We start from the raw sequence: 23,991 nt of genomic DNA, 5'->3' as shown, positions 1-23,991 counted from the left end.
CCCCAAAGTTGCCGCTTGACGCGTCATACGCCGCGCGACAGCTTGGGCCACCCGCGACGCAACCTCCTGGATCTCCATGACAAAGCTGATCATCTTTACCGACCTACACATGGTGCCCGAAGGCACGACGATCATCGGGCTCGATCCCTACCAGCGCCTGGCCAATGGCATCGAACACGTCAACCGTTACCATGCGGACGCCGACCGGGTGATTTTCACCGGCGACCTCACCCACTACGCCGATCGCGTTTCCTACGAACGGCTGAAGCGGCTCATCGATCAGCTCACGCCGCCGGTCGCCATCACCATCGGCAACCACGACCGGCGCGAGGTTTTTCTCGATACCTTCCCGGACGCGGTGGCGGACGAGAACGGTTTCGTACAGCAGGCGATCGATTTCCCGGACTGCCGTGCCATCCTGCTCGATACGCTCTTTGCGCCGCCCTATGATTATCCCACCAGCCATGTCGGCATGCTCTGTGCCAAACGTCTTGCCTGGCTCGACCGGCAGCTTGCCGAGGCCGGCGACAAACCGGCGCTGCTGTTCATGCATCATCCGCCACACAGAACGGGCTTTACCGGCATGGACATGATCCGGCTCGCCAACGAGACGGAGTTCTACGCGCTCGTCAAACGACACGGCAACGTGCGGCATATCTTTGCCGGCCACGTGCACCGCACGATCAGCGGCTCCAGCCGCGGCATTCCGTTCTCGATCTTCAAGAGCCCCGTGCACCAGCAGCCGATGCCCTTCGACACACCCGATACGTCTCTGTCTGTCGACGAGCCGGCGGCCTACGGCATCGCCGTCGTGACCAACGATGGCGTGCTGGTGCATACGGAAGACTACGAGATTGCCCGCCGGGACGCGACCATCGCGTGAGGGCCATTTCGGACCGCGGACCTTCATGCTAGTTTGGCGCATGACCCATTCCGCTTCCGACGACATCTTCGATTGCCAGAGCTGCGGCGCCTGCTGCGCCTATTCGGCCGACTGGCCGCGCTTCTCGCTGGAGACGGACGAGGAGCTCGACCTGATACCGGCGGAATATGTGTCGGCCGATCTCGGCGGCATGCGCTGCGAGGACGATCGTTGCTCCGCACTCGGCGGCAAGCTCGGCGAACACGTCGGTTGCAAGATCTATGCGATCAGGCCAATCGTCTGCCGCACCTGCATGCCCGGCGACGACGAGTGCCTGATGGCCCGCGAGAAGCATTTCGGCAAGGCGGCCTGATCTCTGATCATCCGGTGGTATCGCGAACAATCCGCATTGTCTCCGGTCATGTTCGGCCGTAGCGGTGAAACATTCCGCAAAAGACAAAAAATGCCGGATGGATGTACGGCGAAAGGAAGCGTATTTTCCGCCCACGATCGGGGGCGCGCCGCGCCCTCCAAACCGCTTCCCGGAGGATAGCGCTCGATGAGCCAGACACCGCTTCAAAAGACCACGACCAAAACCGGCGCGCCGCAGGCTCCCTTCGCCGATTTCGCCCCGCCGGTGCGGCCGCAGAGCACGCTGCGCCAGGCAATCACTGCCGCCTACCGCCGCCCGGAAACGGAAGCGTTGCCGGCGCTGATCGAAGCCGCAACGCTTGACGCCGCGACCCGCGCGGCAGCGGCCAAGACCGCACGCAAGCTGATCGAGGCACTGCGCGCCAAGCACAAGGGTTCGGGCGTCGAGGGTCTGGTGCAGGAGTATTCGCTGTCGAGCCAGGAAGGCGTGGCGCTGATGTGCCTTGCCGAAGCGCTGCTGCGCATTCCTGATACCGCAACGCGCGACGCGCTGATCCGCGACAAGATCTCCGACGGCGACTGGAAGTCGCATATCGGCGGCGGCCGCTCGCTGTTCGTCAACGCCGCCACCTGGGGTCTCGTCGTCACCGGCAAGCTCACCGCCACCGTGAACGACCGCAGCCTTTCGGCCGCTCTGACCCGTCTCATCGCCCGTTGCGGCGAGCCGGTCATCCGCCGCGGCGTCGACATGGCGATGCGCATGATGGGCGAACAGTTCGTGACCGGCGAGACCATCGACGAGGCGCTGCGCCGTTCGCGCGCGCTCGAACAGAAGGGCTTCCGCTATTCCTACGACATGCTCGGCGAAGCGGCGACGACGGCTGCCGACGCGGAGCGCTACTACCGCGACTACGAGACGGCGATCCATGCCATCGGCAAGGCGTCCGCCGGCCGCGGCATCTATGAAGGCCCCGGCATCTCGATCAAGCTTTCGGCGCTGCACCCGCGCTACGCCCGTTCGCAGGCCTTGCGCGTCATGGAAGAGCTGCTGCCGAAGGTGAAGGCGCTCGCTCTCATCGCCAAGAAATATGACATCGGCCTCAACATCGACGCCGAGGAAGCCGATCGCCTCGAACTCTCGCTCGACCTGCTAGAAGAACTCTGCCTCGACAAGGACCTCGCCGGCTGGGCCGGCATGGGCTTCGTCGTCCAGGCCTACGGTAAGCGCTGCCCCTACGTGCTCGATTTCATCATCGATCTTGCCCGCCGCGCCGAACGCCGCGTCATGGTTCGCCTCGTCAAGGGCGCCTATTGGGACGCCGAGATCAAGCGCGCCCAGCTCGACGGTCTCGAAGATTTCCCGGTCTATACCCGCAAGATCTACACCGACGTCTCCTACATCGCCTGCGCCAAGAAGCTGCTGGCCGCGACCGACGTGATCTTCCCGCAGTTTGCGACGCACAACGCCCAATCGCTTGCGACCATCTACGAAATGGCCGGCAAGGACTTCAAGGTCGGAAAATACGAGTTCCAGTGCCTGCACGGCATGGGCGAGCCGCTCTATGACGAAGTGGTCGGCAAAGGCAACCTCGACCGTCCCTGCCGCATCTACGCCCCGGTCGGCACGCATGAGACGCTGCTTGCCTATCTCGTTCGCCGACTGCTCGAAAACGGTGCGAACTCCTCCTTCGTCAACCGCATCGCCGATCCGAAGGTTTCGGTCGACGAACTGACCGCCGACCCGGTCGAGATCGTCCGCGCCATGCCCATCGTCGGCGCGCCGCATGACCAGATCGCTCTGCCCGACAATCTCTTCGGCGAAACGCGCCGCAACTCGGCCGGTCTCGATCTCTCAAACGAAGCGGGCCTCACCTCGCTGACCGCCGCGCTGCAGGCGAGTGCAACCGTCGACTGGAAGGCCGTTCCGCAGCTGGCAACCGGCACTGCCTCGGGCGAAACGCGGGCCGTCGTCAACCCCGGCGATCACCGCGACGTGGTCGGCTCGGTCACCGAGGCTTCGGAAGCCGATGCCCGTCAGGCCGCGACCCTTGCCGCCAAGGCCGCCGCAAGCTGGGCCGCCGTCTCGCCGGCCGAACGTGCTTCTTGCCTGGTGCGCGCCGCCGATCTGATGCAGGCACGCATGCCGACGCTGCTCGGCCTGATTGCCCGCGAAGCCGGCAAGTCTCTGCCGAACGCCATTGCCGAAGTACGCGAAGCGATCGACTTCCTGCGTTACTACGCCGAACAGACGCGCCGCACGCTCGGCCCGGCCCACAAGGCGCTTGGACCCATCGTCTGCATCAGCCCGTGGAACTTCCCGCTGGCGATCTTCGCCGGCCAGATTGCCGCGGCCCTCGTTGCCGGCAACCCGGTGCTGGCAAAGCCGGCCGAGGAAACGCCGCTGATTGCCGCTGAAGGCGTGCGCATCCTGCACGAGGCCGGCATCCCCGCCGACGCCCTGCAGTTGCTCCCCGGCGACGGCCGTATCGGCGCGGCCCTGGTGGCTGCACCGGAAATCGCCGGCGTCATGTTCACCGGCTCGACCGAAGTCGCGCGCCTGATCCAGGCGCAGCTTGCCGACCGGCTTTCGCCCGCCGGCCGACCGATCCCGCTGATCGCCGAGACCGGCGGCCAGAACGCCATGATCGTCGACAGCTCGGCACTTGCCGAACAGGTCGTCGGCGATGTCATCGCCTCGGCTTTCGACAGCGCCGGCCAGCGCTGCTCGGCGCTGCGTGTTCTCTGCCTGCAGGAAGACGTCGCCGACCGCACGCTTTCGATGCTGAAGGGTGCGCTGCACGAGCTGAAGATCGGCCGCACGGACCGGCTCTCGGTCGATGTCGGCCCGGTCATCACCGCCGAAGCCAAGGGCATCATCGAGAAGCATATCGACGCGATGCGCGGTCTCGGCCGCAAGGTCGAGCAGATCGGCCTTGCCTCCGGAACCGAAGAGGGCACCTTCGTGCCACCGACGATCATCGAGCTCGACAAGCTCTCCGACCTCAAGCGCGAAGTCTTCGGTCCGGTGCTGCACGTCATCCGTTACCGCCGCGACGATCTCGACCAGCTGATCGACGACATCAACGCCACCGGCTACGGCCTGACCTTCGGCCTGCACACGCGCCTCGACGAGACGATCGCGCATGTGACCGCCCGGGTGAAGGCGGGCAATCTCTATGTCAACCGCAACGTCATCGGCGCTGTCGTCGGCGTTCAGCCCTTCGGCGGACGCGGCCTCTCCGGCACCGGCCCGAAGGCCGGCGGCCCGCTCTATCTCGGCCGTCTCGTCGCCACCGCACCGGTTCCGCCACAGCACAGCTCGGTTCACACCGATCCGGCGCTGCTCGACTTTGCCAAGTGGCTCGACGGCAAGGGCGCCAAGACTGAGGCAGAAGCTGCCCGCACCGCCGGCAGCAACTCGGCCCTCGGCCTGCTTTCGGAGCTTCCGGGCCCGGTCGGCGAACGCAACCTCTATGCGCTGCACCCGCGCGGCCGCGTCCTGCTGGTTCCGGCGACGGAAACCGGTCTCTACCACCAGCTGGGTGCTGCGCTTGCGACCGGCAACACCGTGGTCGTCGACGCCGCTTCCGGCCTCCAGGCCTCGTTGAAGGACCTGCCGGCGAGCGTTTCCGCCCGACTTTCCTGGTCGAAGGAATGGGCGGCCGATGGTCCGTTCGCTGGTGCACTCGTCGAAGGCGACGGCGAACGCGTGCGCGAGGTCAGCAAGGCGATTGCCGGCCTGCCGGGCCCGCTCGTTCTCGTCCAGGCGGCTTCGACCGAAGAGATCGGCAGGAACCCCGACGCCTATTGCCTGAACTGGCTGCTCGAGGAGGTCTCGACCTCGATCAACACGGCGGCCGCCGGCGGCAATGCCAGCCTGATGGCGATCGGCTGATCGTCACTCGTCCTCACAGACAAGAATGCCTCTCCCGAACGCGGGAGAGGCGATGAAGGGGCTGGGGCTTCACCCGGTCGTCGTGGCGCTGCCCTCTCCTCTTCATCTCTGTGCTTGTCACAGAGATCCAGCTGCGCCGCGTCGGCGGCGCGAAAGAACCTTTCAAGGCGACACTGCAGACGGTGTCTTCTCACGCCGCAGACGCGCCGTGACTGGATTTCTGTGACAAGCACAGAAATGAAGGCCGGAAACGTTCGGACCCGCTCCGATACTCAAGCCCTGGGCCGCGCCCCAAACCGTGGTGGCGCCCTTGCCCGCAATCCGTTATCAGCGTTTCAGAAACGGAAGCGGCCATGTTCACCCTCAAGCGCATCGAAACGGCAACCCAGGACGTCAAGAAGAGCCGGTTTCTGGCGATTGCCGCACCCATTGCCGACGAACAGGCGGCGAAGGATTTCCTGAGCGCCCATTCCGATCCCACGGCGAACCACAATTGCTGGGCCTGGCGCGTCGGCCAGGCCTATCGCTTCAGCGACGATGGCGAGCCGAGTGGCACGGCTGGCAAGCCTATTCTCGCCGCGATTGACGGCCAGGAACTCGACCGGATTGCCGTGGTGGTCACCCGCTGGTTCGGCGGTATCCTGCTTGGCAGCGGTGGCCTGGTGCGCGCCTATGGCGGCACGGCGGCGCTCTGCCTCAGGGCTGCGGAAAAGATCGAGATGATCGAAACCGTGCGCGCGACAGTCGCCGTCGACTTTTCCGATATGGCGCTGGTCAAGGCGCGGCTCCTCGCCCGCGACGTGACCATTGCCGGCGAGAGCTTCACGGAGAAGGGCACGGTCCTGATCGTGGACCTGCGCAAGGATGAAGCGGAGACGATCCTTTCCATGGTCGTCGATCTCAGCCGCGGCAAGGCGGTGGTCTCTCTCGACGACTAGCTCCCGGCGCGCCCACGCCCCAAGCGATCAGCTTCCGCCCGAAAACGCGTTCTCAGGCAGCCTGTCGAGAAAAGTGTGCGCGGTTTCCCGCTCTCTATCTCGCTCTAATTTACTCGATCAGACCGGTCATAATAGAAGCGCTCCACACAGCCTATGATCGACGACGCAACACAGGAGACAGCACCATGAAAACGAGAGTTCTTGGCAAGACCGGCGCAACCATTTCCGAGATCGGCTTCGGCGCCTGGCAGATCGGAGGCTCCTGGGGCGATGTCAGCGAGGCAGACGGCAAGCGTGCACTCAATGCCGCACTTGATGCCGGCGTCACCTTCGTTGATACGGCCGACGTCTATGGCGATGGCCGGTCCGAAAAGATCATCGCGGCAGTGTTGAAGGAGCGCGGCGGCGACAGGCCCTTCGTTGCAACCAAGGCCGGCCGCCGGCTCAACCCGCACGTGACCGAAGGCTATACGGGCGAGAACATCGAGGCCTTCATCGACCGCAGCCTCGCCAATCTCGGCGTCGAGACGCTCGATCTCGTACAGCTGCACTGCCCGCCGACCGAGGTCTACTATCGTCCGGAGCTGTTCGGTGCGCTGGACCGGCTCGTCGCCAAGGGCAAGGTCCGGCACTACGGCGTGTCAGTCGAAAAGGTCGAGGAAGCGCTGAAGGCGATCGAATATCCCGGCGTTGCGACCGTGCAGATCATCTACAACATCTTCCGCCAGCGCCCGCACGACCTGTTCTTCACGGAAGCTCAGAAGAAGAATGTCGGCGTCATCGTACGCGTGCCGCTCGCCTCCGGCCTGCTTTCCGGCAAGATCACCCGGGAAACCGCCTTTGCCGCTGACGATCACCGCAACTTCAACCGGCACGGCGAAGCCTTCGACGTCGGCGAGACCTTTGCCGGTGTGCCGTTCGAAGCGGCGCTGGAAGCCGTCGAGCAACTTCGTCCGCTGGTGCCCGAAGGCGTGCCGATGGCACAGTTCGCGCTCAGCTGGATCCTCGAGCAGCAGGGGGTCTCGGTGGTCATCCCCGGCGCCCGCAACGAGGCGCAGGCAAAATCCAACGCGGCCGCCAGCGCGCTTGCAGCCATCGACGAGCAGACCAAGGCGGCCATCACCGCAGTTTACGAGCGGCTGGTGAAGGTTCATGTTCATCATCGCTGGTAACTGACGCCACCGCCGCAGGCGCGGAGAAGGAGACGCGGCAATGCCTGATCCCTTCGAGCTCAAACGTTTCGTCGAAGCCCAGGACCGTGTCTATGCCGCGGTTCTGGACGAACTCGGCCACGGCCGCAAACGGACGCACTGGATGTGGTTCGTCTTCCCGCAGATCGCCGGCCTCGGGCACTCGCCGATGGCAGAGCGCTATGCGATCTCCGGGCTCGACGAAGCGCGGGCCTATCTCGCCCATGCGCTGCTGGGGTTGCGGCTTCGGCAATGCACCGAACTGGTCAATGCGGTTTCAGGGAAATCGGCACACGACATATTCTCCAGCCCCGACGACGTGAAGTTCCGGTCATCGATGACCTTGTTTGCCGAGGCCGACGAGGGCGGGCACCTGTTCAAACAGGCGCTTGAGCACTATTTCGGGGGAGAGAAGGATCGGCGCACTCTGGACATACTGGCGCACCGGCGGTGACACTAACGCTCGCGGAACGCCGTTTGGCGTCCGTCAGAGATTGGGCGTCGAGTTAACCAGGAAGAACAGGATCGTGAAGGCACATATCGAAAGGCCAGCTACGATCACCAGCAGTTCTTTCATCATATAGCGATACATCCGGCACCTCCTTTCCTTCAGTGGCCGCGATATCTTCCTGAATATAGGAAGTCATTGGGCCAATTCTCAGACACAGGCGTCAAAAGTTCGTGAAGGCGCTTCCGCCTTTTTGTGATCCGGAGTCACTTTCCCCCAAAGGCTCCGAGACGGGTTCGGCGCCTCCACGACCTCTAGAAATTACATTATACTAATATATATTCCTTGTCACGTAACCACTTCGGAGCATTGAACAATTGCCCCCACGCTCCGCGCGGCGAATATGTCGCAGTAGCAAAAATCGTCGTGACTGTGGGCAAGGCCCCTACCCCTCGAAGTGAACGGTCATCCGCAAATGACGATGCTCGTCGACGAGCAACGTCTCATGTGCGAAGTCGGTACCGAGCTCGTCGTCGGCTCCGCACCGCCCGAGAAGGCAGGCTCCGCCTCGGCCATGACCGAAACCGTGCAGGATCTCGGCATTTCGCTCGGCATCGCCGTGCTCGGCGCCGCAGCCCACGCGGCTGTCAGCGACCGTCTGTGGGGGGCGCTGGCGGTGCGGGCGGAACTGCCGGCGGGCCTCATAGAGGATGCGCGGGCCGCCTTTACGACAGGCTTCAACAGCGCGGCCATCCTCAGCGCGATCGCCGTGACCATCCTTGCGGTCCTCGCAGCGGTGGGGTTGCGATATCCAGAAACTCGGGTCGTCATCCGAGCGAGCGGGATCGCTCGGCCGTTCGCGCACCGCCGCCAAAGCGATCGGCTCGCAACCAAGCGTGGCCGAACGGCTGCGCGGCCGACCGCTGCGCCAACGTCGCACAGCGCCACGCTTGACTGAAAGGATGGCCCAAAACGCAAAAATCCCCGCACAAACGACGGGGATCTGGACTAGCCTAAGCTATTGAAAAAGAATGGCGCACCCGAAGAGATTCGAACTCCTGACCCCCAGATTCGTAGTCTGGTGCTCTATCCAGCTGAGCTACGGGTGCTTGCCTGAAGCGGTCGAACCGCTTGCGTGAGCGGTTCTCTAAAGGGTCCTTTCGGGGATTGCAAGCGCCGTTCGGCAAAAAATTTCATTTTTACGACGATGCCCCGACTTGCTGTGGAAAGTCGCGACGGCTGCGGTGCAGCAATGCCCTGAAAAGCAGGGCGTTGCGCCGCGGAAGCGGCCCCCGGAAAAAATTGTTGGAGGCGCCAGCCTTAGCGGCTACCCGCCTCATGGGGCCGGAATTGCCGTGCGCTAGTGGCGAAACTTCGAGCGGAATGCGTCGAGCGGCACTGGCCGATCGGGGAGTTCGATGCGGAAGAGCGTGCCGGGCGTCGGCTTTTCGACAAGCGCGATCGTGCCGCCATGGGCGAGCACCAGTTCGCGCGCGATCGCGAGACCAAGTCCGGTGCCGCCGGAGCGGGCCGAACCGCGGAAGGCGGCGAACAGGTTTTCCCGCGCCTTCGGCGGCATGCCGGGGCCGGTATCGTCGACGGAGATGGTGACGACGCTGCCGATGCGCATGGCCGACACTGTGACAAGCCGCGGACGGCCGTCCTCTGGCTCATGATTGGTCAAGGCCTGGACGGCATTGCGGCAGATATTGTGCACCACCCGGAAGAGCTGCTCGCTGTCCGCGTCGACCTCGATGTCGTCCTGCATCTGGATCTGGAAATCGATGCCCGCCTGGGGATCGATCGCCAGCAGCTCGGCGACATCGGAAACAAGCGGCTTCAGCGCCACGAACCGGCGATGCGGCTCGGCCTCGGTGGTGCGGCCATAGGAAAGGACCTCGCGCGTATAGCCGACCGCCCTGTCGATGGTGCGCAGCAGGGTCGGGGCGAAGCGCTTGACCACGGGATCGTCCACGTCGGCCAAGCGGTCGGAGATCAGTTGTGCCGAAGACAGAATATTGCGCATGTCGTGGTTGATCTTCGACACGGCAAGGCCAAGCTCGGCAAGGCTCTTCTGCTGCTTCAGCGTCTTCTGCAACTCGCGCTGCATGCTGGCGAGATGCTGGCCGGCGACGGCAAGCTCATCTCGCCCCTCCGGCGGCACGAGCACCCGACCCGGATCGGCCGGATCGTCCGAGAATTCCTGCATGCTCGCCGTCATCCGCCGGATCGGCGTGATCAGCATGCGGTTGATGGCGAGGAAGATCAGCGCCGCCGTGATCAGCGAAATGATAAGCGACAGGACAAAGACGTTGCGCGAATAGACGAGCATCGCCTTGCGCAGGCTCGCATCCTTCATCAGGAGCTCGATCGTCGCGTCGCTTTCGCCGAGCGGCCCGTAGACACGGATCACACGATCGCCGCCGAAGAGCAGGGTATCGAAGGCATCGCGGATCGCTGCAAAGGCCGTGGAATTGGCGACGTCGTATTCGCCTTCGATCTCAAGGGGCATGTCGGTGAGCGCGATCATGCGCGACGCATCCTTGCGGCGGATGACGATCGCCTTGGTGCCGGTCGCCATCAGCGTGTCCTTCTGCACGCTGCGCGGCAGCTCGACATTCTGCAGGCCGTCGACGACGACGGCAGCGGCGGCAGCCGTGTTCAGCCGATCCTCAAGCCAACGAATGCGCATGGTGGCGACAGACGGCGCGAAGATCAGCACCTCCGCCAGCATGACGAAGACGATCGTCAGCAGGAGCAGCTTGCCGGAAAGGCCCCGGAAGAACCCCGCACTCGTCTTCAGTGGCTCACTTGCCGTTGCCGGACGCGTCTCTTCCGCCATGCCTTACAAACTTCCCTGCCCGTCAACCAAAACGCCCGAGAGCCCGCACACGTGCCCGAGCCAATCGGCTTCGCGCCAAGGGTCCATAATAGGAGATGGCCGTCTGTTTTCCAATCTCGGAGCGGCCGGGCCGGGTGCGACATAGGCGCGGACATCATTCAGTGTCGCGCCGTTGGCAATTGCAAAGGACCACATCCCGCTTATCTCCCTCCCCTCGCATCGCCGAAGCGAAATCTTCGGCGCGCTGCCGCCTCGGTCTGGCCTACCTGCACAGAATCCGGATCGGTGTAAGTCACCCAGGGAACAGTTCTGCAATCGTCTGGCCGGTGCGTTGTCGGCGGCTGTGACGCCAGACCGGCGGCTGGCATTCGAGGCTGCCAAAAAAGCGAACCCGCGGCACCATGACGGTACCGCGGGCTCCGATCACCTGCAGCGCCGCGCGTCCTCTCAGACGCGCAAAGGTCGCTGTAGCGCTTTCAAATGCTGCCTGCTTTCGCCCTTAATCGCCTACCTCTTGCGGAAACAAGCAGTCGCGAGGCAAGGCGCCGATCAGAACTCTTGCCAATCGTCCTTCGCCACAGCCGCAGCGGAGCTACCGCCAAAGGCACGGGCGACGTTGCCCATCATGCGGCGCGCCGGCGATTCGACCGGGCGGGCGATTTCACGCGCGACGACCACCGGCCTTGCCACGGTATTGTCCACCTTGAAGTAGGCGATCAGGTTGGCGAGGTTGTTGGCCTCGGCGGAGAGCTTGTGGGTGGCGGCATTCGCCTCCTCCACCATCGCCGCGTTCTGCTGGGTCACCTGGTCCATCTGGTTGACCGCGGTGCTGACTTCGCTCAAGCCCGTCGACTGCTCGCGCGCCGCCGTTGCGATCGAATGGATATGATCGTTGATCTTCAGGACGCGGTCTTCGATCTCACCAAGAGCCGAACCGGTTTCCTGAACCAGCCGGACACCGGTCGCCACTTCGCTGCCGGACTTCGAGATCAACGACTTGATGTCCTTGGCGGCACTTGCCGCACGCTGGGCAAGCTCGCGGACTTCCTGTGCGACGACCGCAAAGCCCTTGCCCGCATCGCCTGCGCGCGCCGCCTCGACGCCGGCATTCAGCGCCAGGAGGTTGGTCTGGAAGGCGATTTCGTCGATCACGTTGGTGATCTGGCCGATCTCGCTCGAAGCCTGCTCGATGCGCCCCATGGCGTCGACGGCGTTGCGCACGACGGCGGCCGACTGGGCGGCGCTGTGCTTGGCCTCGTTGACCATGACGGTCGCTTCCTGCGCCCGCTCGGTCGAGCTCTTCACCGCGACGGTGATCTCGTCCAGGGCGGCCGAGGTTTCCTCGAGGGCCGCGGCCTGCTGCTCGGTGCGCTTCGAGAGGTCGTCGGCTGCGGCACGCAGTTCGGACGAGTTGCCGTTGATCGTGTCGGTCGTCACGCGGACTTCACGCAGCGTCTTCTGCAGCGTCGACAGCGTCTCGTTGACGTTCTTCTGCAGTTCGGCGAAGGCGCCCTGGAAATGGCCGTTCATGCTCTGGGTCAGGTCGCCGCCCGCCAGGCTCGCGACCACCCGGCGGGTCTCGGCGATGCCCGCATCGACGCTGCCGACCAGTTCGTTGACACTTGCGGCGAACCGGTTGAGGTCGTCGTTCTCGTAGTCCTTGCCGATGCGCTTGGTGAAATCGCCGGCAGCAGCGGCCGCCACGACGACGCCGATGCTCGACTGGAGGTCGGCGCTCTTTTCACGCAGCACCGCTTCCTGTGCGTTGAGGTCGCGAACGGCAAGGCCGTTCTGCTTGAAGACCTGAACGGCCTCGGCCATTTCGCCGATTTCGTCCTTGCGGCCAGCGAAGGGCACGTCGACGGTCAGATCGCCGCCAGCCAGTTGCTTCATCTTGCCGGTCAGCTCAAGGATCGGGCGGCTCAAATGGTTCGTTGCGATATAGAAGGCCGCGCCGAGGCCGGCGAGCATGCCGAGGCCGGCGATACCGAGGATGACGATGACCACCGAGCGCTCGAAGACCGCGACCTCCGCGGTGACGACCTCAAGTGTCTTCAGGTTGATATCGGCGACGGAGTCGATCTGTTGCTGGAAGGCCTTGCGGTTGGCGCGGTTGGCCTCATTGTTGCCTTGCTCGCTGGCAGCCTGGGGCGAAACCTGTTCGCCGAGGCGCGCCGTTTCGACGCGGAACGTCTTGAACTCCTGCGCCTTGCTGACCAGCGTATCAAAGGAGGCCTGTGTGTCGGCGGGGATCAGCGGGCGCCACTCGGCGAGCAGCGTGTCGATCTTGTCCAGGCTCTTGCGGATACCCTCGGCAAAGGGCTTGGCCTTTTCGACGGTCGGGGCGGCGTAGATACCGCGCGATTCCATCACCACCGTGGTCACCAGGCGGTTCAGGCGTTCCGCCTTGAAGGCGCGCGCAGCGACATTCTCGTACTGATGGAATTTCTCGTTGTACTTTGCGACCGCCACGAGCGACATCCCGGTCACCGCAACCGCCAGCAGGCTCATGATCCCGACGATCAGATAGATTTTACCGCGTATTTTCATCCCGACCTCCATGAGGTCGCGAGAGCCGTCCGATTATCGGACATGCCGCCACCCCATTGCACCGAGGCGACCCTAAAATAGCCGTGGTTAATAAAGCTCGTCGCCGCCAGCCGGCATTCTGGGGAGCACCGGTTAGAGTTCTGTTTACCAATCTCGGCTAGATGCCCGCCTTTCGCGCGCCAGTGACACGCCTCGATCGAGCGTGCCGCCTTATATTTGCGATCCCGCCGCCACTGAATCGCCGGCCGCAATTGACTTTCCGGGAAATTTCCCCTTATAAGCCGCGCACGTCCGGTCAAGCCCTCCTGCCCGCAAGGCGGAGCCGCGTCCGGTAACGTAAACGCTCCTTGCTACACGCAAACCCAAGAAGGGCCGCACACCGCGGTATTAAATAAATGAAGCGTACCTACCAACCGTCCAAGCTTGTCCGCAAGCGTCGTCACGGCTTCCGTTCGCGTATGGCTACCAAGGGTGGCCAGAAGGTCCTCGCAGCCCGCCGGGCTCGTGGCCGCAAGCGTCTTTCGGCTTAAGCCGAAACTGCCCGAAACCAGTGTCCGGGCACATGACGTCAGATAAAGACAAAACGACTGTCGGGCGGCTGAAAAGCCGTCCGCAGTTTTTGGCCGTTCGGGCAGGAGAAAGCCGTAGAGGCCCCTTGTTTCTCCTCGAAGTGCTCGACCGCAACGATCCGGAGGGCGAAGCCCGCGTCGGCTTCACCGTTACCAAGAAACACGGCAATGCCGTCGAGCGAAACCGGATGCGCCGACGCCTGAAAGAGGCGGTGCGGCTTTCCGCCGGGTTTGCAATGAAACCCGGACACGACTATGTGATTGTCGCCCGACGCGATCTCCTGAACGCCCCCTTCGACGCCTTGACCCGGGGGCTTGGCGAGCGCATCGAAAACAAGCCGAAACAGAAGCGGCCGCCGGCCGGTTCCAGGAAACCATGATGGAAAAAAACCGCAACTATTTCGTGGCGATTGGCCTATCCGTGCTGATCCTCATTGCCTGGCAGTTCCTTTACGTCAATCCGAAGATGGAAAAGGAACGCATCGCTGCGGAAGCCCTGCAGGCGCAACAGGCGCAGTCGCAGTCGGCGACCCCGACGCAGCAGCCTTCGGGCCAAGCTCTGCCGGGCAGCGGTGCAATTCCGGGCGCCGGTGAGAACCGCGACCACGCAATTGCCAAATCGGCCCGCGTTGCGATCGACACGCCAGCCCTTTCCGGTTCCATCAACCTGACCGGCGCGCGCTTCGACGACCTCAAGCTCAAGGAATACCGCGAGACGGTCGATCCGAAGAGCCCCGTCATCACGCTCTTCAGCCCGGCAGAGACCACCGACGGCTACTTCGCCGAACTCGGCTATGTTGGCAGCGATGCGACCGGCAGCGTGCCGGGCCCGCAGACCGTGTGGACGCTTGCAGGCGGCGACAAGCTGACCGCGGCGACCCCGGTAACGCTGACCTTCACCAACGAAAAGGGCGTCACCTTCACCCGCACGGTCTCGGTCGACGACCACTACATGTTCCAGGTGGTCGACAGCATCAAGAACGGCACGGCCGAGCCGCTGGCGCTTTCGTCCTATGGCCGCGTGACCCGCTTCAACAAGCCGACGACGCCGAGCGTCTACGTGCTGCATGAAGGCTTCATCGGCGTCCTCGGCGAACACGGCCTGCAGGAACTGAAATACGGCAAGATCGAAGACGAAAAGTCCGTCGAACCCGGCAAGGCGAGCGGCGGCTGGCTCGGCATCACCGACAAGTACTGGGCAGCAGCGATCGTCCCGCCTCAGGCGACCCCTTACGACACTCGCTTCACGCACTTCACCGATGGTCGCGCCCGCTACCAGAGCGACTACAAGAGCGACGCCGTCACCGTGGCCCCCGGCCAGACCTCCGAGGTCAAGAACCTCGTCTTCGCCGGCGCCAAGGAAGTTCCTGTCGTCGACAATTACGAAGTGGCCTACTCGATCCCCAACTTCGACAAGCTGATCGACTGGGGCTGGTTCTACTTCATCACCAAGCCGATGTTCAAAATGATGGATTTCTTCTTCCGTCTGTTCGGCAACTTCGGCATCGCGATCCTGATCACCACGATCGTGGTCAAGGGCCTGTTCTTCCCGCTCGCCAACAAGCAGTACGCATCGATGGCGAACATGAAGAAGGTTCAGCCGAAGATGGAGGAACTGAAGAAAAAGTTCGGCGACGACCGCATGGGGCTGCAGCAGGCGATGATGCAGCTCTACAAGGACGAAAAGATCAACCCGCTGGCGGGCTGCTGGCCGATCCTCATCCAGATCCCGGTGTTCTTCGCACTCTACAAGGTGATCTACATCACCATCGAGATGCGCCATGCGCCGTTCTTCGGCTGGATCCACGACCTCTCGGCGCCGGATCCGACGACGATCGTCAACCTCTTCGGCCTGCTGCCTTTCGACGGTCCGACCTTCCTGCATCTCGGCGTCTGGCCGATCATCATGGGTGTCACCATGTTCGTGCAGATGCGCATGAACCCGACGCCGCCGGATCCGACCCAGGCAATGCTGTTCACCTGGATGCCCGTGGTCTTCACCTTCATGCTGGCATCCTTCCCGGCCGGTCTCGTGATCTACTGGGCCTGGAACAACACCCTTTCGGTGCTCCAGCAGTCGATCATCATGAAGCGCCAGGGCGTGAAGATCGAGCTCTTCGACAACCTGAAGGGCCTGTTTTCGAAGAAACCCAAACCGGCGGAATGACGCCGGCCGGCACGACAATCCCACAGCCCCGGACCACGGTCCGGGGCTTTTTCGTTTCTGCGCCATCGCGCGACACGCAATGGCGTTGACGCGGGCGCGCGGCGCGGGCATCAGGCGATATCGAAATCTCTGCGCCTTGCTCCAGGACAATTTGCCATGACCGACCCGTCGGCCACCTCCGCTCCGTTCGCCGCCAACGAGAAGCTTGGCGCCCTGCTCGTCTTCGGCTCGGCCTTCTTCTGGAGTTTCGGAGGAGCCATCGCCCGCTTCCTGGAGATCCCCGACAGCTGGACGATCGTCTTCTGGCGCTGCCTGTTTGCCGGCCTCTTCCTGCTTGCCTTCATGCTGGTGCGCGACGGACCGCGCGGCACTCTGGCACTCTTCAAGGGCATGGGCTGGCCGGGCATCGCCGTCGGGCTCTGCTTCACCATCGCCTCGACCTCCTTCATCATCGCCATTTCCTATACGACGATCGCCAATGTCGTGCTGCTCGGCGCCGGCGTGCCGCTGTTTGCGGCGCTGATGAGCTGGATCCTGTTTCGCGAGCGGGTATCGCGCTTCACCTGGGGCGCGATCACGGCCGTCATCGTCGGGGTCGCGATCATGGTATCGGAGAGCCTGACGGGCAGTGTGTCGCCGGTCGGCGATGCGCTGGCGCTGCTGATCCCTGTGGTCTTCGCGCTGGCAACCGTCATCACGCGCCGCTATCCGCATGTGCGGATGACGCCCGCCACCTGCTTCGGCTGCTTCGCGGCCAGCGCCATCGCGGGGGGCCAGTCTTCCGGGCTTGCGGTCACCTCCGGCGAACTCGCTCTACTCTTCGTCTTCGGCGCATTCAACCTCGGGCTTGGCATGGCGCTCTTCGTCACCGGTGCCCGGCTGGTGCCTTCGGCGCTGGCCGCCCTGCTCGGCACCGCCGAAACCGTGCTCGGTCCGCTCTGGGTCGCGATCATTCATGGCGAAGTGCCGAGCAGCCGGACGATCATCGGCGGCACCTTCATCTTTCTGGCGCTTCTTGCCTATCTCTTCAACGAGTTCCGGCGGGCGCAAACCATCCCCACACGGCCGGTCCGAACGCCGACGCCTTGACATCCACGGCCAAAACCGGGAAGCCATGGACTTTCTCGATGAAGGACCGACCGCCGATGGCCGAAAGCAAAACCAAAGACGACAAGCCGTTGTTCGGCCGGCCGTGGATTTTCATTCGCGGCGTGCCCGCCATGAAGTTTCTGCCGCCGGAGGGACCGGTGGAAATCGCCTTTGCCGGCCGCTCGAATGTCGGCAAGTCGTCGCTGATCAATGCGCTGGTCGGCCATAAGGGGCTGGCGAGAACCTCGAACACGCCGGGCCGCACGCAGGAACTCAACTACTTCGTGCCCGACGGCTATTCCGGCGAGGCCGACGACCTGCCGCCGATGGCGCTTGTCGACATGCCGGGCTACGGCTATGCCCAGGCGCCGAAGGACCAGGTCGACGCCTGGACGAAGCTGGTGTTCGACTATCTGCGCGGCCGCTCGACGCTAAAGCGGGTCTATGTGCTGATCGACTCCCGCCACGGCATCAAGAAGAACGACGAGGACGTGCTCGCCCTGCTCGACAAGGCGGCTGTTTCCTACCAGGTCGTGCTCACCAAGACCGACAAGATCAAGGCCGCCGGCGTGCCGCGGCTGATCGCCGAGACGCTCGAGAAGATCAAGAAGCATCCCGCAGCCTTCCCGGAGGTTCTCTCGACCTCCTCGGAAAAGGGCCAGGGGATCGACGAACTGCGTGCCGCGATCGGCACGGCGATCGCCCGCTAAGGGGATCCTGGAAAACGTTCGAAGCGCGTCCTGAACTGCGCGCTCCGCACGGGGTCGATCGACCCAAAGTCTTTGATCTCTGTCACTACCCCGACATGCAATCCGCTCTATCTCTGCGTTGCGTCCAGATCGGTGGCGCGGCCAGAGATAGGAGAAAGTCATGTCCGATTTGATCGTTGTCGGGTTCGATTCCCCTGAGGAAGCCGATAGGGTTCTGGTCCGGCTCGCCGGGCTGAAGAAGGAATACCTGATCGACCTCGAGGACGCGGTCGTCGTCGTGCGCGACACGGAAGGCAAGGTTCATCTCAAGCAGAGCCTGAACCTGACGGCCGTCGGTGCCACGTCCGGGCTGCTCTCCGGTTCGATCTGGGGCGGGCTCGTCGGCCTCCTTTTCCTCAACCCGCTGGCGGGCTTTGCGATCGGCGGCGCGCTCGGCGCCGGTGCCGGCGCCCTCTCCGGGTCGCTGACGGACTACGGCATCGACGACGAGTTCATCAAATCGCTCGGCAACACCATTCCGAACAATTCCTCGGCGCTGTTCATTCTCGTGCGCAAGGTTCAGCCTGAGAAAGTGCTCGCCGAATTCCCGGACCTGCGTGGCCGTGTCCTGAAGACGTCGCTTTCACCGGAACAGGAGCAAAAGCTGCAGGCAGCACTCTCCGGTGCCGCGGCAGCCTCGCCGCCGGCCGGGTCGTTCTGAACAACCGGAACGTCCGCTCCAACAGGAGTGCTAGCTGGATTTGGCCGCCGGTACGAAGGCAAGCGCCAGGCCATTGATGCAATGGCGCTTGCCGGTCGGCGGTGGGCCGTCATCGAAAATATGGCCGAGGTGCCCGCCACAGCGGCGGCAATGGCATTCCATGCGGGTCATGGACAGGGAAGTGTCCTCGCGCGTTGCCACGGCGCCGGGCAGCGATTGCCAGAAGCTTGGCCAGCCGGTGCCGCTGTCATACTTCGCCTCGGACGAATAGAGCGGAAGCGCACAGCCGGCGCATTGGAAGATACCCTTGCGCTTCTCGTTGTTGAGCGCGCTGGTGAAGGGGCGCTCCGTATCCTCATGCCGCAGGATTCGGTATTGATCGTCGGTCAGAACCGCCCGCCACTCCTCATCACTCTTGACGATCTCGAAGGATTCGCCGCCGGCGGCCCGGGCGAGCGGCGTGAGACTTTGGATTATCGGCACCGCGGCGAATGCGGAGCCCGCCAACAGGAAGACGCGCCGGTTGATCATGAAAGCCTCCCCTACCGATCCTTTCGCGAGCATAGCGACCGGCCACAACGACGGCAAAACAATGCGGATCAAAGCACCGTGAGGCGCGGTTCGAAAAAGCCAGCGGCCATCTGGCCGCTGGCAAAGCGCCGGGACGACGAACCGCCGCCTCGGCGCAAGCTCGTCAACCCTTCGGCAGCAGCACCTTGTCGATCACATGGATGACGCCGTTCGACTGCTTGACATCGGCGATCGTTACCGTCGCCGTGCCGCCGGTCTCGTCGGTCAGCATCAGCTTGCCGCCATCCTCCTTGGCCTTGAGAACGCAACCGCCGACGGTCTTCACGTCATGTTCGCCACCGTCGTCCTTGATCATGCCTGATATCGCCGAGGACATCGCGTCGGCGGCAACAACGTGGCAAGTCAGAATCTTGGTGAGATTCTCCTTGTTTTCCGGTTTAAGAAGTGTCTCGACCGTGCCCGCGGGCAGCGCGTCGAAGGCGGCGTTCGTCGGAGCGAACACCGTGTACGGGCCCTTGCCCTCCAAGGTTTCTACCAGACCGGCTGCCTTGACGGCGGCGACCAGGGTGGTGTGATCCTTCGAATTGACGGCGTTCTCGACGATATTCTTCTCCGCATACATCGGCGCGCCGCCGACCATCGGATTTTCGGCATGGGCGACAAATGCGCTTGCCGCAAGAAGGGACGCTGTTGCCAGAGTGCGGATAGCAGACGTGAACATCTTTCTCTTCCTTCCTGTTGAGGGAGGCGACGCGTGAGCCGCCCCGCCGAAGCTGCCGTTCCCACCGCGGGAACATAACAAGCAACGGAAGCGCGAGAGAAAGAGTTTCAGGAATTTTCCTGAAACGTATCTATCTGATAGAAAATGGGAATTCTTGCTCTGTGGCGGATTAGAGGTTTCGCGCCTTGCCGAGCGCGATGATCGGCCCGGTCGCCGATCCGGTCGGCGATCCGCCCAGCGGTTCGACGCTGACGGCAAGAACCGAGCCTGCCGAAATTCTCGACTGGAAGGCCGATGGAACGGCGATCTCGCCTTCGCCGGACTGCGGCAGCACGCCGAGCGAGATCGCCGGATTGCTGCCATTGATGAGCCAGAGCTCAAGCGATTTCTGCTCCGCCTGCCTTGCTGCAACCGGCGTTACCTTCAGCCGCCCCGATGCCCGATCGAAGTGGGCGACGAGATCGATGGCAGTACCTTTGCCGGCGAGTTCCGCGACGAGCGAGGTGCCGGCCGAAGGCGCTTCGAACAGGCCGGCGAGCGAAGCGCCCATGACCATGACAGCGGCGAGCGAAGCCAGTGCCAGGCTCCGCCAAAGGGCCAGTGAGTTCCACAGCCCGCGGCGCGGCGTGACCGGCTCGGGCCGCGCCGTTTCGAAGAGCCGCCGCTCGATTGCCGAAAAGCTCCTGGGTGGGGGCACCACCGCGTCATAGGCCTCGTCGAAGGAGGAGAGATTGCTCTGCCAGCGGTCGACCATGGCGGCGAAGTTGCGATCGGAGGCAAGACGGGCCTCGACCTTGCGTCGGTCGTCAGCAGACAACACGCCAAGCACATATTCGCCGGCGATCACCTCGTCGCGGCGGAAGTCTCGGCCCTCTGGGGTTGGTGTCGTCATCGCTCCATACACTCTCGCAACTTCATGAGGCTGCGCCTCAACCAAGTCCGCATCGTGTTCAGCGGCACAGCGAAGGTATCCGCCAGTTCCTGGTAACTCAGACCTTCGACATAGGCACGCCGAACCGCCTCCGCGCGGTCCTTTTCAAGCTCCTCCATGCAGGCATCGATCCGCCTGCCCTCTGCTCTGACGACCGCCGATTTTTCCGGATCGGCAGCAGGATCAGCCAAATCGTAGGCTTCGTCAATCGCGTTGGCGGCCGGTTTTCGCGCCCTGACGACGTCGATCGCCTGATTGCGTGCAACGGCCGCCAGCCAGGACGTCGCCGCCGCCTGTCCTTGGGAAAATCGGTCAGCCCGCTGCCAGATCTTGACGTAGATTTCCTGCAGCGCTTCTTCCGCTTCACCCCGATTTCCGAGGATACGAAGGCAGATGCCGAAGAGTTTCGGGCTCGTCTGCCGGTAGAGTTCGGCGAAGGCGTCGCGATCGCCAAGCGAGACGCGACCAAGCAACGCGGCTACATCCTCCTCGATCATTCAGCGTGCGCCCCAAAATCTCGTCCGTAAACAGAGATAGGGCGCGGATCACAATGCACCAGCCATCTCCGTCATTCCGGCTTTATATTGCTCGCCGATCATTCCATCGGTCCGGAACTTGCGCTAAACAGCAGCCGGTATTTTTCGAGGGTCCGCCATGTCCGCCAATGAAAGTGAAATCCAGGCACGCCTGCTCACCCAGGCCCTGCCCTACATGCAGCGCTACGAAAACAAGACGATCGTCGTCAAATATGGCGGCCATGCCATGGGCAACAGCGAGCTCGGCCGCGCCTTTGCCAGCGACATCGCGCTTCTGAAGCAGTCAGGCGTCAACCCGATCGTCGTGCACGGCGGCGGCCCGCAGATCGGCGCGATGCTGACGAAGATGGGCATCGAATCGAAGTTCGAGGGCGGCCTGCGCGTCACCGACGAGAAGACGGTCGAGATCGTCGAGATGGTGCTTGCCGGCTCGATCAACAAGGAGATCGTCGCGCTCATCAACCAGACGGGCGAATGGGCGATCGGCCTTTGCGGCAAGGACGGCAACATGGTCTTCGCCGAAAAGGCACGCAAGACCATCAAGGATCCGGATAGCAACATCGAACGCGTCCTCGATCTCGGCTTCGTCGGCGAAGTGGTCGAAGTCGACCGCACGCTGATCGACCTGCTCGCCCGCTCGGAGATGATCCCGGTCATCGCACCGGTGGCGCCCGGCCGCGACGGCCACACCTACAACATCAACGCCGACACCTTCGCCGGCGCCATCGCCGGTGCGCTGAACGCCACGCGCCTCCTGTTCCTGACGGATGTTCCCGGGGTTCTCGATAAGCAGGGCAACCTGATCAAGGAGCTCTCGGTTTCCCAGGCCCGCGCGCTGATCGCCGACGGCACGATCTCCGGCGGCATGATCCCCAAGGTCGAGACCTGCATCGAGGCGATCAAGGCGGGCGTCCAGGGCGTCGTCATCCTCAACGGCAAGACGGCCCACTCGGTGCTGCTCGAAATCTTCACCGAGCGCGGAGCCGGCACGCTGATCGTGCCCTGATCGACTTTAACGACCTACACCGTATCAAACAAAGAAGCGGGAGACGGCATCGGCCTTCTCCCGCTTTCCTTTTGAGGGCGATGCCCGATCAGCCCTTGTAGATCTCGGTCGCTGCGGCTTTCAGCTTCTCCATCATCGCCCGGTAGGGGAACGGGCCATGGCTGATGCGCGCGACGCCGGCGCGGGCAAGCGTCTTCACGTCGGGCGCTGCCGGCCGCATCATGATGTTGACCGGCAGGCTGGAGGCGGCGCAAACCTTGGCGATCAGGCCTTCGTCCACCAGCCACGGCACGAAGAAGCCGTTAGCGCCTGCTTCGGCGAAAGCCTTGCCGCGCGCGATCGCCTCGTCGACGAGGCCGCCGTGCCGCGTCTCATCGCTCTCCTGTAGGAACAGGTCGGTGCGGGCATTGATGAACAACGGGATGCCGCGCCTATCGGCCATCTCGCGAATGGCGCGGATGCGTGCCGCCTGCTTGTCGACGGCATGCACGCCGCCCTTGCCGACCACCTGGTCCTCGAAGTTGATGCCGATGGCACCGACATCGAGAATGCGGGAGACATTGGCGGCACCTGTTGCCGGATCGTCGGAATAGGCGCCTTCGAAGTCAACGGTGACGGGCAGCTCCGTCGAAGCCACGATCAGCCGCGAAACATCGGCGAGCCACGCCATCGGCACCTTCTCGCCATCGCCGAAACCATGGGCGGCCGCCACCGACCAGCTTCCGGTGGCAAGAGCCTTGGCACCGGCTTCGGCCACGGCCTTGGCGCTGCCGGCGTCCCAGATATTATAGAGCACCACCGGGTCGCCCTTCCGATGCAGGGCAGCAAAGGCGAGCGCCTTTTCCTTCTGGCTCATTGCATTTCCTCCACGAACAATCCCTTGGGTTTCAGTTTTCCTTCGTGCCGGAGCAGCCATTGCTTCCGCCAGAGCCCGCCGCCATACCCCGTCAGTGAACCGTCCGAGCCGATGCAACGGTGGCAGGGGATGACAATGGCGATCCGGTTGGAACCGTTGGCCTTGGCCACGGCACGCGCGGCCTGGATCGTATCGACCTCGCGGGCAATGTCACCATAGGATCGCGTTTCGCCGACGGGAATTTTTGCAAGCTGCGCCCAAACGTTGCGTTCGAAGGCCGTGCCGCCCGGTGCGAGCGGCGTTTCGAAAGCACCCGTTTTGCCCGCGAAATAGGCGTTGAGCTCGCTTTCGATCTGGTCGATCGGCGCCGTTCTGCCTGATACAATGGCCGAGCGTGTCCCTTTCTTCAGTTTCTCCAGTTCGGTCGGCAGCGCCTTGCGGTCGTGGAACTCGAGCAGATGCACATGCGTGGCATCGGCAACGGCGACCATGGGCCCGAGCGGCGTTTCGATCCAGTCGGAGAAAAGCAGGGCCCTCCCCTGCGCTGCCGCCGGTGCGTCGCCAAGCAAATTCTGGAATGCGGCACGAAAGCCGCTTGGCGATTCGTATCCAGCTTCGAGCTGGGCATCGATCACCCGACCGCCGTCGGCAAGCTGGCGGGCGGCCAGCCCCAGACGACGATGACGCGCGAGATCGAGAAAGGTGATGCCGAGGCTGCGCTTGAAAGCGCGCCGCACCGTCGAGGGATCGAGGCCGCGACGAACGATATCGTCCTCGCTCCAGCGCCGTTCCGGTGCCGCTTCCAGCGCCTGCAGCAGGTCCTCGACGAGCGGGTCCTTGGCGCCGAACGTCGCGAGCGGCCGGCAGCGCTGGCATGGACGGAAACCCGTCTCCAGGCAGGTCCCAATAGAGCCCACGAAGATCGTGTTCTCGCGCTTCGGTTTGCGGGCGGGGCAAGACAGGCGGCAGAAGACGCCTGTCGTCTTGACGCAAACGAAGGCAGCACCTTCGTATTCGCTGCTTCGCGCGATCAGCGCGTCGTAGAGCGTTTCATCGGAGGGAAGATCGAACAACATGC

The 23,991-nt window shown here is 63.5% G+C and carries 22 protein-coding genes and 1 tRNA gene; 14 read left to right on the top strand and 9 right to left on the bottom strand.

Annotation, left to right across the window (positions count from 1 at the left end):
- The first annotated feature begins 76 nt into the window (after positions 1-76).
- From spdA to AC3WWH_RS02035, 7 genes are all read left to right on the top strand, one after another.
- Positions 77-883 (top strand): 2', 3'cyclic nucleotide phosphodiesterase SpdA, encoded by an 807-nt coding sequence (gene spdA, locus AC3WWH_RS02065; RefSeq protein ID WP_058323619.1) that lies wholly within the window; start codon positions 77-79, stop codon positions 881-883.
- A gap of 40 nt (positions 884-923) precedes the next feature.
- Complete coding sequence (locus AC3WWH_RS02060) at positions 924-1,235, top strand: YkgJ family cysteine cluster protein (protein WP_057248253.1); 312 nt, start codon at positions 924-926, stop codon at positions 1,233-1,235.
- Between the two features lie 186 nt (positions 1,236-1,421).
- Positions 1,422-5,129 carry a trifunctional transcriptional regulator/proline dehydrogenase/L-glutamate gamma-semialdehyde dehydrogenase gene (gene putA / locus AC3WWH_RS02055; protein ID WP_058323620.1) on the top strand — a complete coding sequence of 1,236 codons (3,708 nt, stop codon included), beginning with the start codon at positions 1,422-1,424 and terminating at the stop codon, positions 5,127-5,129.
- Between the two features lie 353 nt (positions 5,130-5,482).
- The gene (locus AC3WWH_RS02050) at positions 5,483-6,067 is read left to right on the top strand and encodes an IMPACT family protein (protein ID WP_058323621.1); all 585 of its coding nucleotides are present in this window, start codon (positions 5,483-5,485) and stop codon (positions 6,065-6,067) included.
- A gap of 185 nt (positions 6,068-6,252) precedes the next feature.
- Positions 6,253-7,239, top strand: a complete 987-nt coding sequence (locus tag AC3WWH_RS02045; RefSeq protein WP_058323622.1) for an aldo/keto reductase — start codon at positions 6,253-6,255, stop codon at positions 7,237-7,239.
- 40 nt (positions 7,240-7,279) lie between these two features.
- Complete coding sequence (locus AC3WWH_RS02040; protein ID WP_058323623.1) at positions 7,280-7,711, top strand: DUF1810 domain-containing protein; 432 nt, start codon at positions 7,280-7,282, stop codon at positions 7,709-7,711.
- Between the two features lie 469 nt (positions 7,712-8,180).
- Positions 8,181-8,663, top strand: a complete 483-nt coding sequence (locus AC3WWH_RS02035; RefSeq protein ID WP_058323624.1) for an MFS transporter — start codon at positions 8,181-8,183, stop codon at positions 8,661-8,663.
- A gap of 74 nt (positions 8,664-8,737) precedes the next feature.
- Here AC3WWH_RS02035 and AC3WWH_RS02030 read toward each other — a convergent pair.
- The 3 genes from AC3WWH_RS02030 to AC3WWH_RS02020 form a co-directional block, all read right to left on the bottom strand.
- Positions 8,738-8,814 (bottom strand) — tRNA-Arg (locus AC3WWH_RS02030).
- Between the two features lie 251 nt (positions 8,815-9,065).
- Positions 9,066-10,547 (bottom strand): sensor histidine kinase, encoded by a 1,482-nt coding sequence (locus AC3WWH_RS02025; RefSeq protein ID WP_058323625.1) that lies wholly within the window; start codon positions 10,545-10,547, stop codon positions 9,066-9,068.
- A 549-nt stretch (positions 10,548-11,096) separates the two neighbouring features.
- Positions 11,097-13,097, bottom strand: coding sequence for a methyl-accepting chemotaxis protein (locus AC3WWH_RS02020; protein WP_058323626.1), 2,001 nt, complete (start codon positions 13,095-13,097; stop codon positions 11,097-11,099).
- A 395-nt stretch (positions 13,098-13,492) separates the two neighbouring features.
- On the opposite strand from AC3WWH_RS02020, the gene rpmH reads away from it, so the two are divergent.
- The 6 genes from rpmH (at position 13,493) to AC3WWH_RS01990 (ending at position 18,332) form a co-directional block, all read left to right on the top strand.
- Positions 13,493-13,627 (top strand): 50S ribosomal protein L34, encoded by a 135-nt coding sequence (gene rpmH / locus AC3WWH_RS02015; RefSeq protein WP_077962533.1) that lies wholly within the window; start codon positions 13,493-13,495, stop codon positions 13,625-13,627.
- A 20-nt stretch (positions 13,628-13,647) separates the two neighbouring features.
- Positions 13,648-14,046 carry a ribonuclease P protein component gene (gene rnpA, locus AC3WWH_RS02010; protein ID WP_057248057.1) on the top strand — a complete coding sequence of 133 codons (399 nt, stop codon included), beginning with the start codon at positions 13,648-13,650 and terminating at the stop codon, positions 14,044-14,046.
- Positions 14,046-15,833, top strand: coding sequence for a membrane protein insertase YidC (gene yidC / locus AC3WWH_RS02005; protein WP_058323627.1), 1,788 nt, complete (start codon positions 14,046-14,048; stop codon positions 15,831-15,833). Before rnpA ends, yidC begins: the two co-directional genes overlap by 1 nt.
- Before the next feature lie 156 nt (positions 15,834-15,989).
- A complete protein-coding gene (locus AC3WWH_RS02000; protein ID WP_057248055.1) occupies positions 15,990-16,922 on the top strand; it encodes a DMT family transporter in 933 nt (310 codons plus the stop codon).
- A 56-nt stretch (positions 16,923-16,978) separates the two neighbouring features.
- The gene (gene yihA, locus AC3WWH_RS01995; protein ID WP_057248252.1) at positions 16,979-17,632 is read left to right on the top strand and encodes a ribosome biogenesis GTP-binding protein YihA/YsxC; all 654 of its coding nucleotides are present in this window, start codon (positions 16,979-16,981) and stop codon (positions 17,630-17,632) included.
- Between the two features lie 160 nt (positions 17,633-17,792).
- Entirely contained in the window at positions 17,793-18,332 is a 540-nt protein-coding gene (locus AC3WWH_RS01990) for a DUF1269 domain-containing protein (protein ID WP_057248054.1), read from the top strand.
- A 30-nt stretch (positions 18,333-18,362) separates the two neighbouring features.
- Here AC3WWH_RS01990 and msrB read toward each other — a convergent pair whose 3' ends face one another.
- The 4 genes from msrB to AC3WWH_RS01970 form a co-directional block, all read right to left on the bottom strand.
- The gene (gene msrB / locus AC3WWH_RS01985; RefSeq protein WP_058323628.1) at positions 18,363-18,863 is read right to left on the bottom strand and encodes a peptide-methionine (R)-S-oxide reductase MsrB; all 501 of its coding nucleotides are present in this window, start codon (positions 18,861-18,863) and stop codon (positions 18,363-18,365) included.
- 163 nt (positions 18,864-19,026) lie between these two features.
- Positions 19,027-19,584 carry a fasciclin domain-containing protein gene (locus tag AC3WWH_RS01980; RefSeq protein ID WP_058323629.1) on the bottom strand — a complete coding sequence of 186 codons (558 nt, stop codon included), beginning with the start codon at positions 19,582-19,584 and terminating at the stop codon, positions 19,027-19,029.
- A gap of 169 nt (positions 19,585-19,753) precedes the next feature.
- The gene (locus AC3WWH_RS01975) at positions 19,754-20,476 is read right to left on the bottom strand and encodes an anti-sigma factor domain-containing protein (protein WP_112947165.1); all 723 of its coding nucleotides are present in this window, start codon (positions 20,474-20,476) and stop codon (positions 19,754-19,756) included.
- Positions 20,473-21,012 carry a sigma-70 family RNA polymerase sigma factor gene (locus AC3WWH_RS01970; protein WP_058323631.1) on the bottom strand — a complete coding sequence of 180 codons (540 nt, stop codon included), beginning with the start codon at positions 21,010-21,012 and terminating at the stop codon, positions 20,473-20,475. The genes AC3WWH_RS01975 and AC3WWH_RS01970 overlap by 4 nt, the downstream gene beginning before the upstream one ends.
- 157 nt (positions 21,013-21,169) lie before the next feature.
- On the opposite strand from AC3WWH_RS01970, the gene argB reads away from it, so the two are divergent.
- Positions 21,170-22,057: an acetylglutamate kinase gene (argB, locus tag AC3WWH_RS01965; protein ID WP_058323632.1), complete on the top strand. Its 888-nt coding sequence runs from the start codon at positions 21,170-21,172 to the stop codon at positions 22,055-22,057.
- An 88-nt stretch (positions 22,058-22,145) separates the two neighbouring features.
- On the opposite strand, the gene AC3WWH_RS01960 is transcribed toward argB, so the two are convergent.
- Together AC3WWH_RS01960 and AC3WWH_RS01955 are read right to left on the bottom strand one after the other, a co-directional pair.
- Complete coding sequence (locus AC3WWH_RS01960) at positions 22,146-22,913, bottom strand: isocitrate lyase/PEP mutase family protein (protein WP_058323633.1); 768 nt, start codon at positions 22,911-22,913, stop codon at positions 22,146-22,148.
- A complete protein-coding gene (locus AC3WWH_RS01955) occupies positions 22,910-23,989 on the bottom strand; it encodes a bifunctional transcriptional activator/DNA repair enzyme AdaA (RefSeq protein ID WP_058323634.1) in 1,080 nt (359 codons plus the stop codon). Before AC3WWH_RS01955 ends, AC3WWH_RS01960 begins: the two co-directional genes overlap by 4 nt.
- Positions 23,990-23,991: the final 2 nt, after the last annotated feature.

Source organism: Ensifer sp. EB106-03-01-XG145 (genome assembly GCF_058792075.1).
This window is presented reverse-complemented; position numbering and strand designations above follow the sequence as displayed.

What these genes read in the sequence shown, in the direction of transcription:
- yihA (WP_057248252.1), top strand. Translation starts at nt 16,979, where the DNA reads ATGGCCGAAAGCAAAACCAAAGACGACAAGCCGTTGTTCGGCCGGCCG.
- msrB (WP_058323628.1), bottom strand. Translation starts at nt 18,863, where the DNA reads ATGATCAACCGGCGCGTCTTCCTGTTGGCGGGCTCCGCATTCGCCGCG.
- AC3WWH_RS02045 (WP_058323622.1), top strand. Translation starts at nt 6,253, where the DNA reads ATGAAAACGAGAGTTCTTGGCAAGACCGGCGCAACCATTTCCGAGATC.
- putA (WP_058323620.1), top strand. Translation starts at nt 1,422, where the DNA reads ATGAGCCAGACACCGCTTCAAAAGACCACGACCAAAACCGGCGCGCCG.
- AC3WWH_RS02000 (WP_057248055.1), top strand. Translation starts at nt 15,990, where the DNA reads ATGACCGACCCGTCGGCCACCTCCGCTCCGTTCGCCGCCAACGAGAAG.
- rpmH (WP_077962533.1), top strand. Translation starts at nt 13,493, where the DNA reads ATGAAGCGTACCTACCAACCGTCCAAGCTTGTCCGCAAGCGTCGTCAC.
- AC3WWH_RS01990 (WP_057248054.1), top strand. Translation starts at nt 17,793, where the DNA reads ATGTCCGATTTGATCGTTGTCGGGTTCGATTCCCCTGAGGAAGCCGAT.
- AC3WWH_RS02040 (WP_058323623.1), top strand. Translation starts at nt 7,280, where the DNA reads ATGCCTGATCCCTTCGAGCTCAAACGTTTCGTCGAAGCCCAGGACCGT.
- AC3WWH_RS02025 (WP_058323625.1), bottom strand. Translation starts at nt 10,547, where the DNA reads ATGGCGGAAGAGACGCGTCCGGCAACGGCAAGTGAGCCACTGAAGACG.
- AC3WWH_RS02035 (WP_058323624.1), top strand. Translation starts at nt 8,181, where the DNA reads ATGACGATGCTCGTCGACGAGCAACGTCTCATGTGCGAAGTCGGTACC.
- AC3WWH_RS02060 (WP_057248253.1), top strand. Translation starts at nt 924, where the DNA reads ATGACCCATTCCGCTTCCGACGACATCTTCGATTGCCAGAGCTGCGGC.
- AC3WWH_RS02050 (WP_058323621.1), top strand. Translation starts at nt 5,483, where the DNA reads ATGTTCACCCTCAAGCGCATCGAAACGGCAACCCAGGACGTCAAGAAG.
- AC3WWH_RS02020 (WP_058323626.1), bottom strand. Translation starts at nt 13,097, where the DNA reads ATGAAAATACGCGGTAAAATCTATCTGATCGTCGGGATCATGAGCCTG.
- AC3WWH_RS01960 (WP_058323633.1), bottom strand. Translation starts at nt 22,913, where the DNA reads ATGAGCCAGAAGGAAAAGGCGCTCGCCTTTGCTGCCCTGCATCGGAAG.
- AC3WWH_RS01980 (WP_058323629.1), bottom strand. Translation starts at nt 19,584, where the DNA reads ATGTTCACGTCTGCTATCCGCACTCTGGCAACAGCGTCCCTTCTTGCG.
- yidC (WP_058323627.1), top strand. Translation starts at nt 14,046, where the DNA reads ATGGAAAAAAACCGCAACTATTTCGTGGCGATTGGCCTATCCGTGCTG.
- argB (WP_058323632.1), top strand. Translation starts at nt 21,170, where the DNA reads ATGTCCGCCAATGAAAGTGAAATCCAGGCACGCCTGCTCACCCAGGCC.
- AC3WWH_RS01970 (WP_058323631.1), bottom strand. Translation starts at nt 21,012, where the DNA reads ATGATCGAGGAGGATGTAGCCGCGTTGCTTGGTCGCGTCTCGCTTGGC.
- spdA (WP_058323619.1), top strand. Translation starts at nt 77, where the DNA reads ATGACAAAGCTGATCATCTTTACCGACCTACACATGGTGCCCGAAGGC.
- AC3WWH_RS01975 (WP_112947165.1), bottom strand. Translation starts at nt 20,476, where the DNA reads ATGACGACACCAACCCCAGAGGGCCGAGACTTCCGCCGCGACGAGGTG.
- AC3WWH_RS01955 (WP_058323634.1), bottom strand. Translation starts at nt 23,989, where the DNA reads ATGTTGTTCGATCTTCCCTCCGATGAAACGCTCTACGACGCGCTGATC.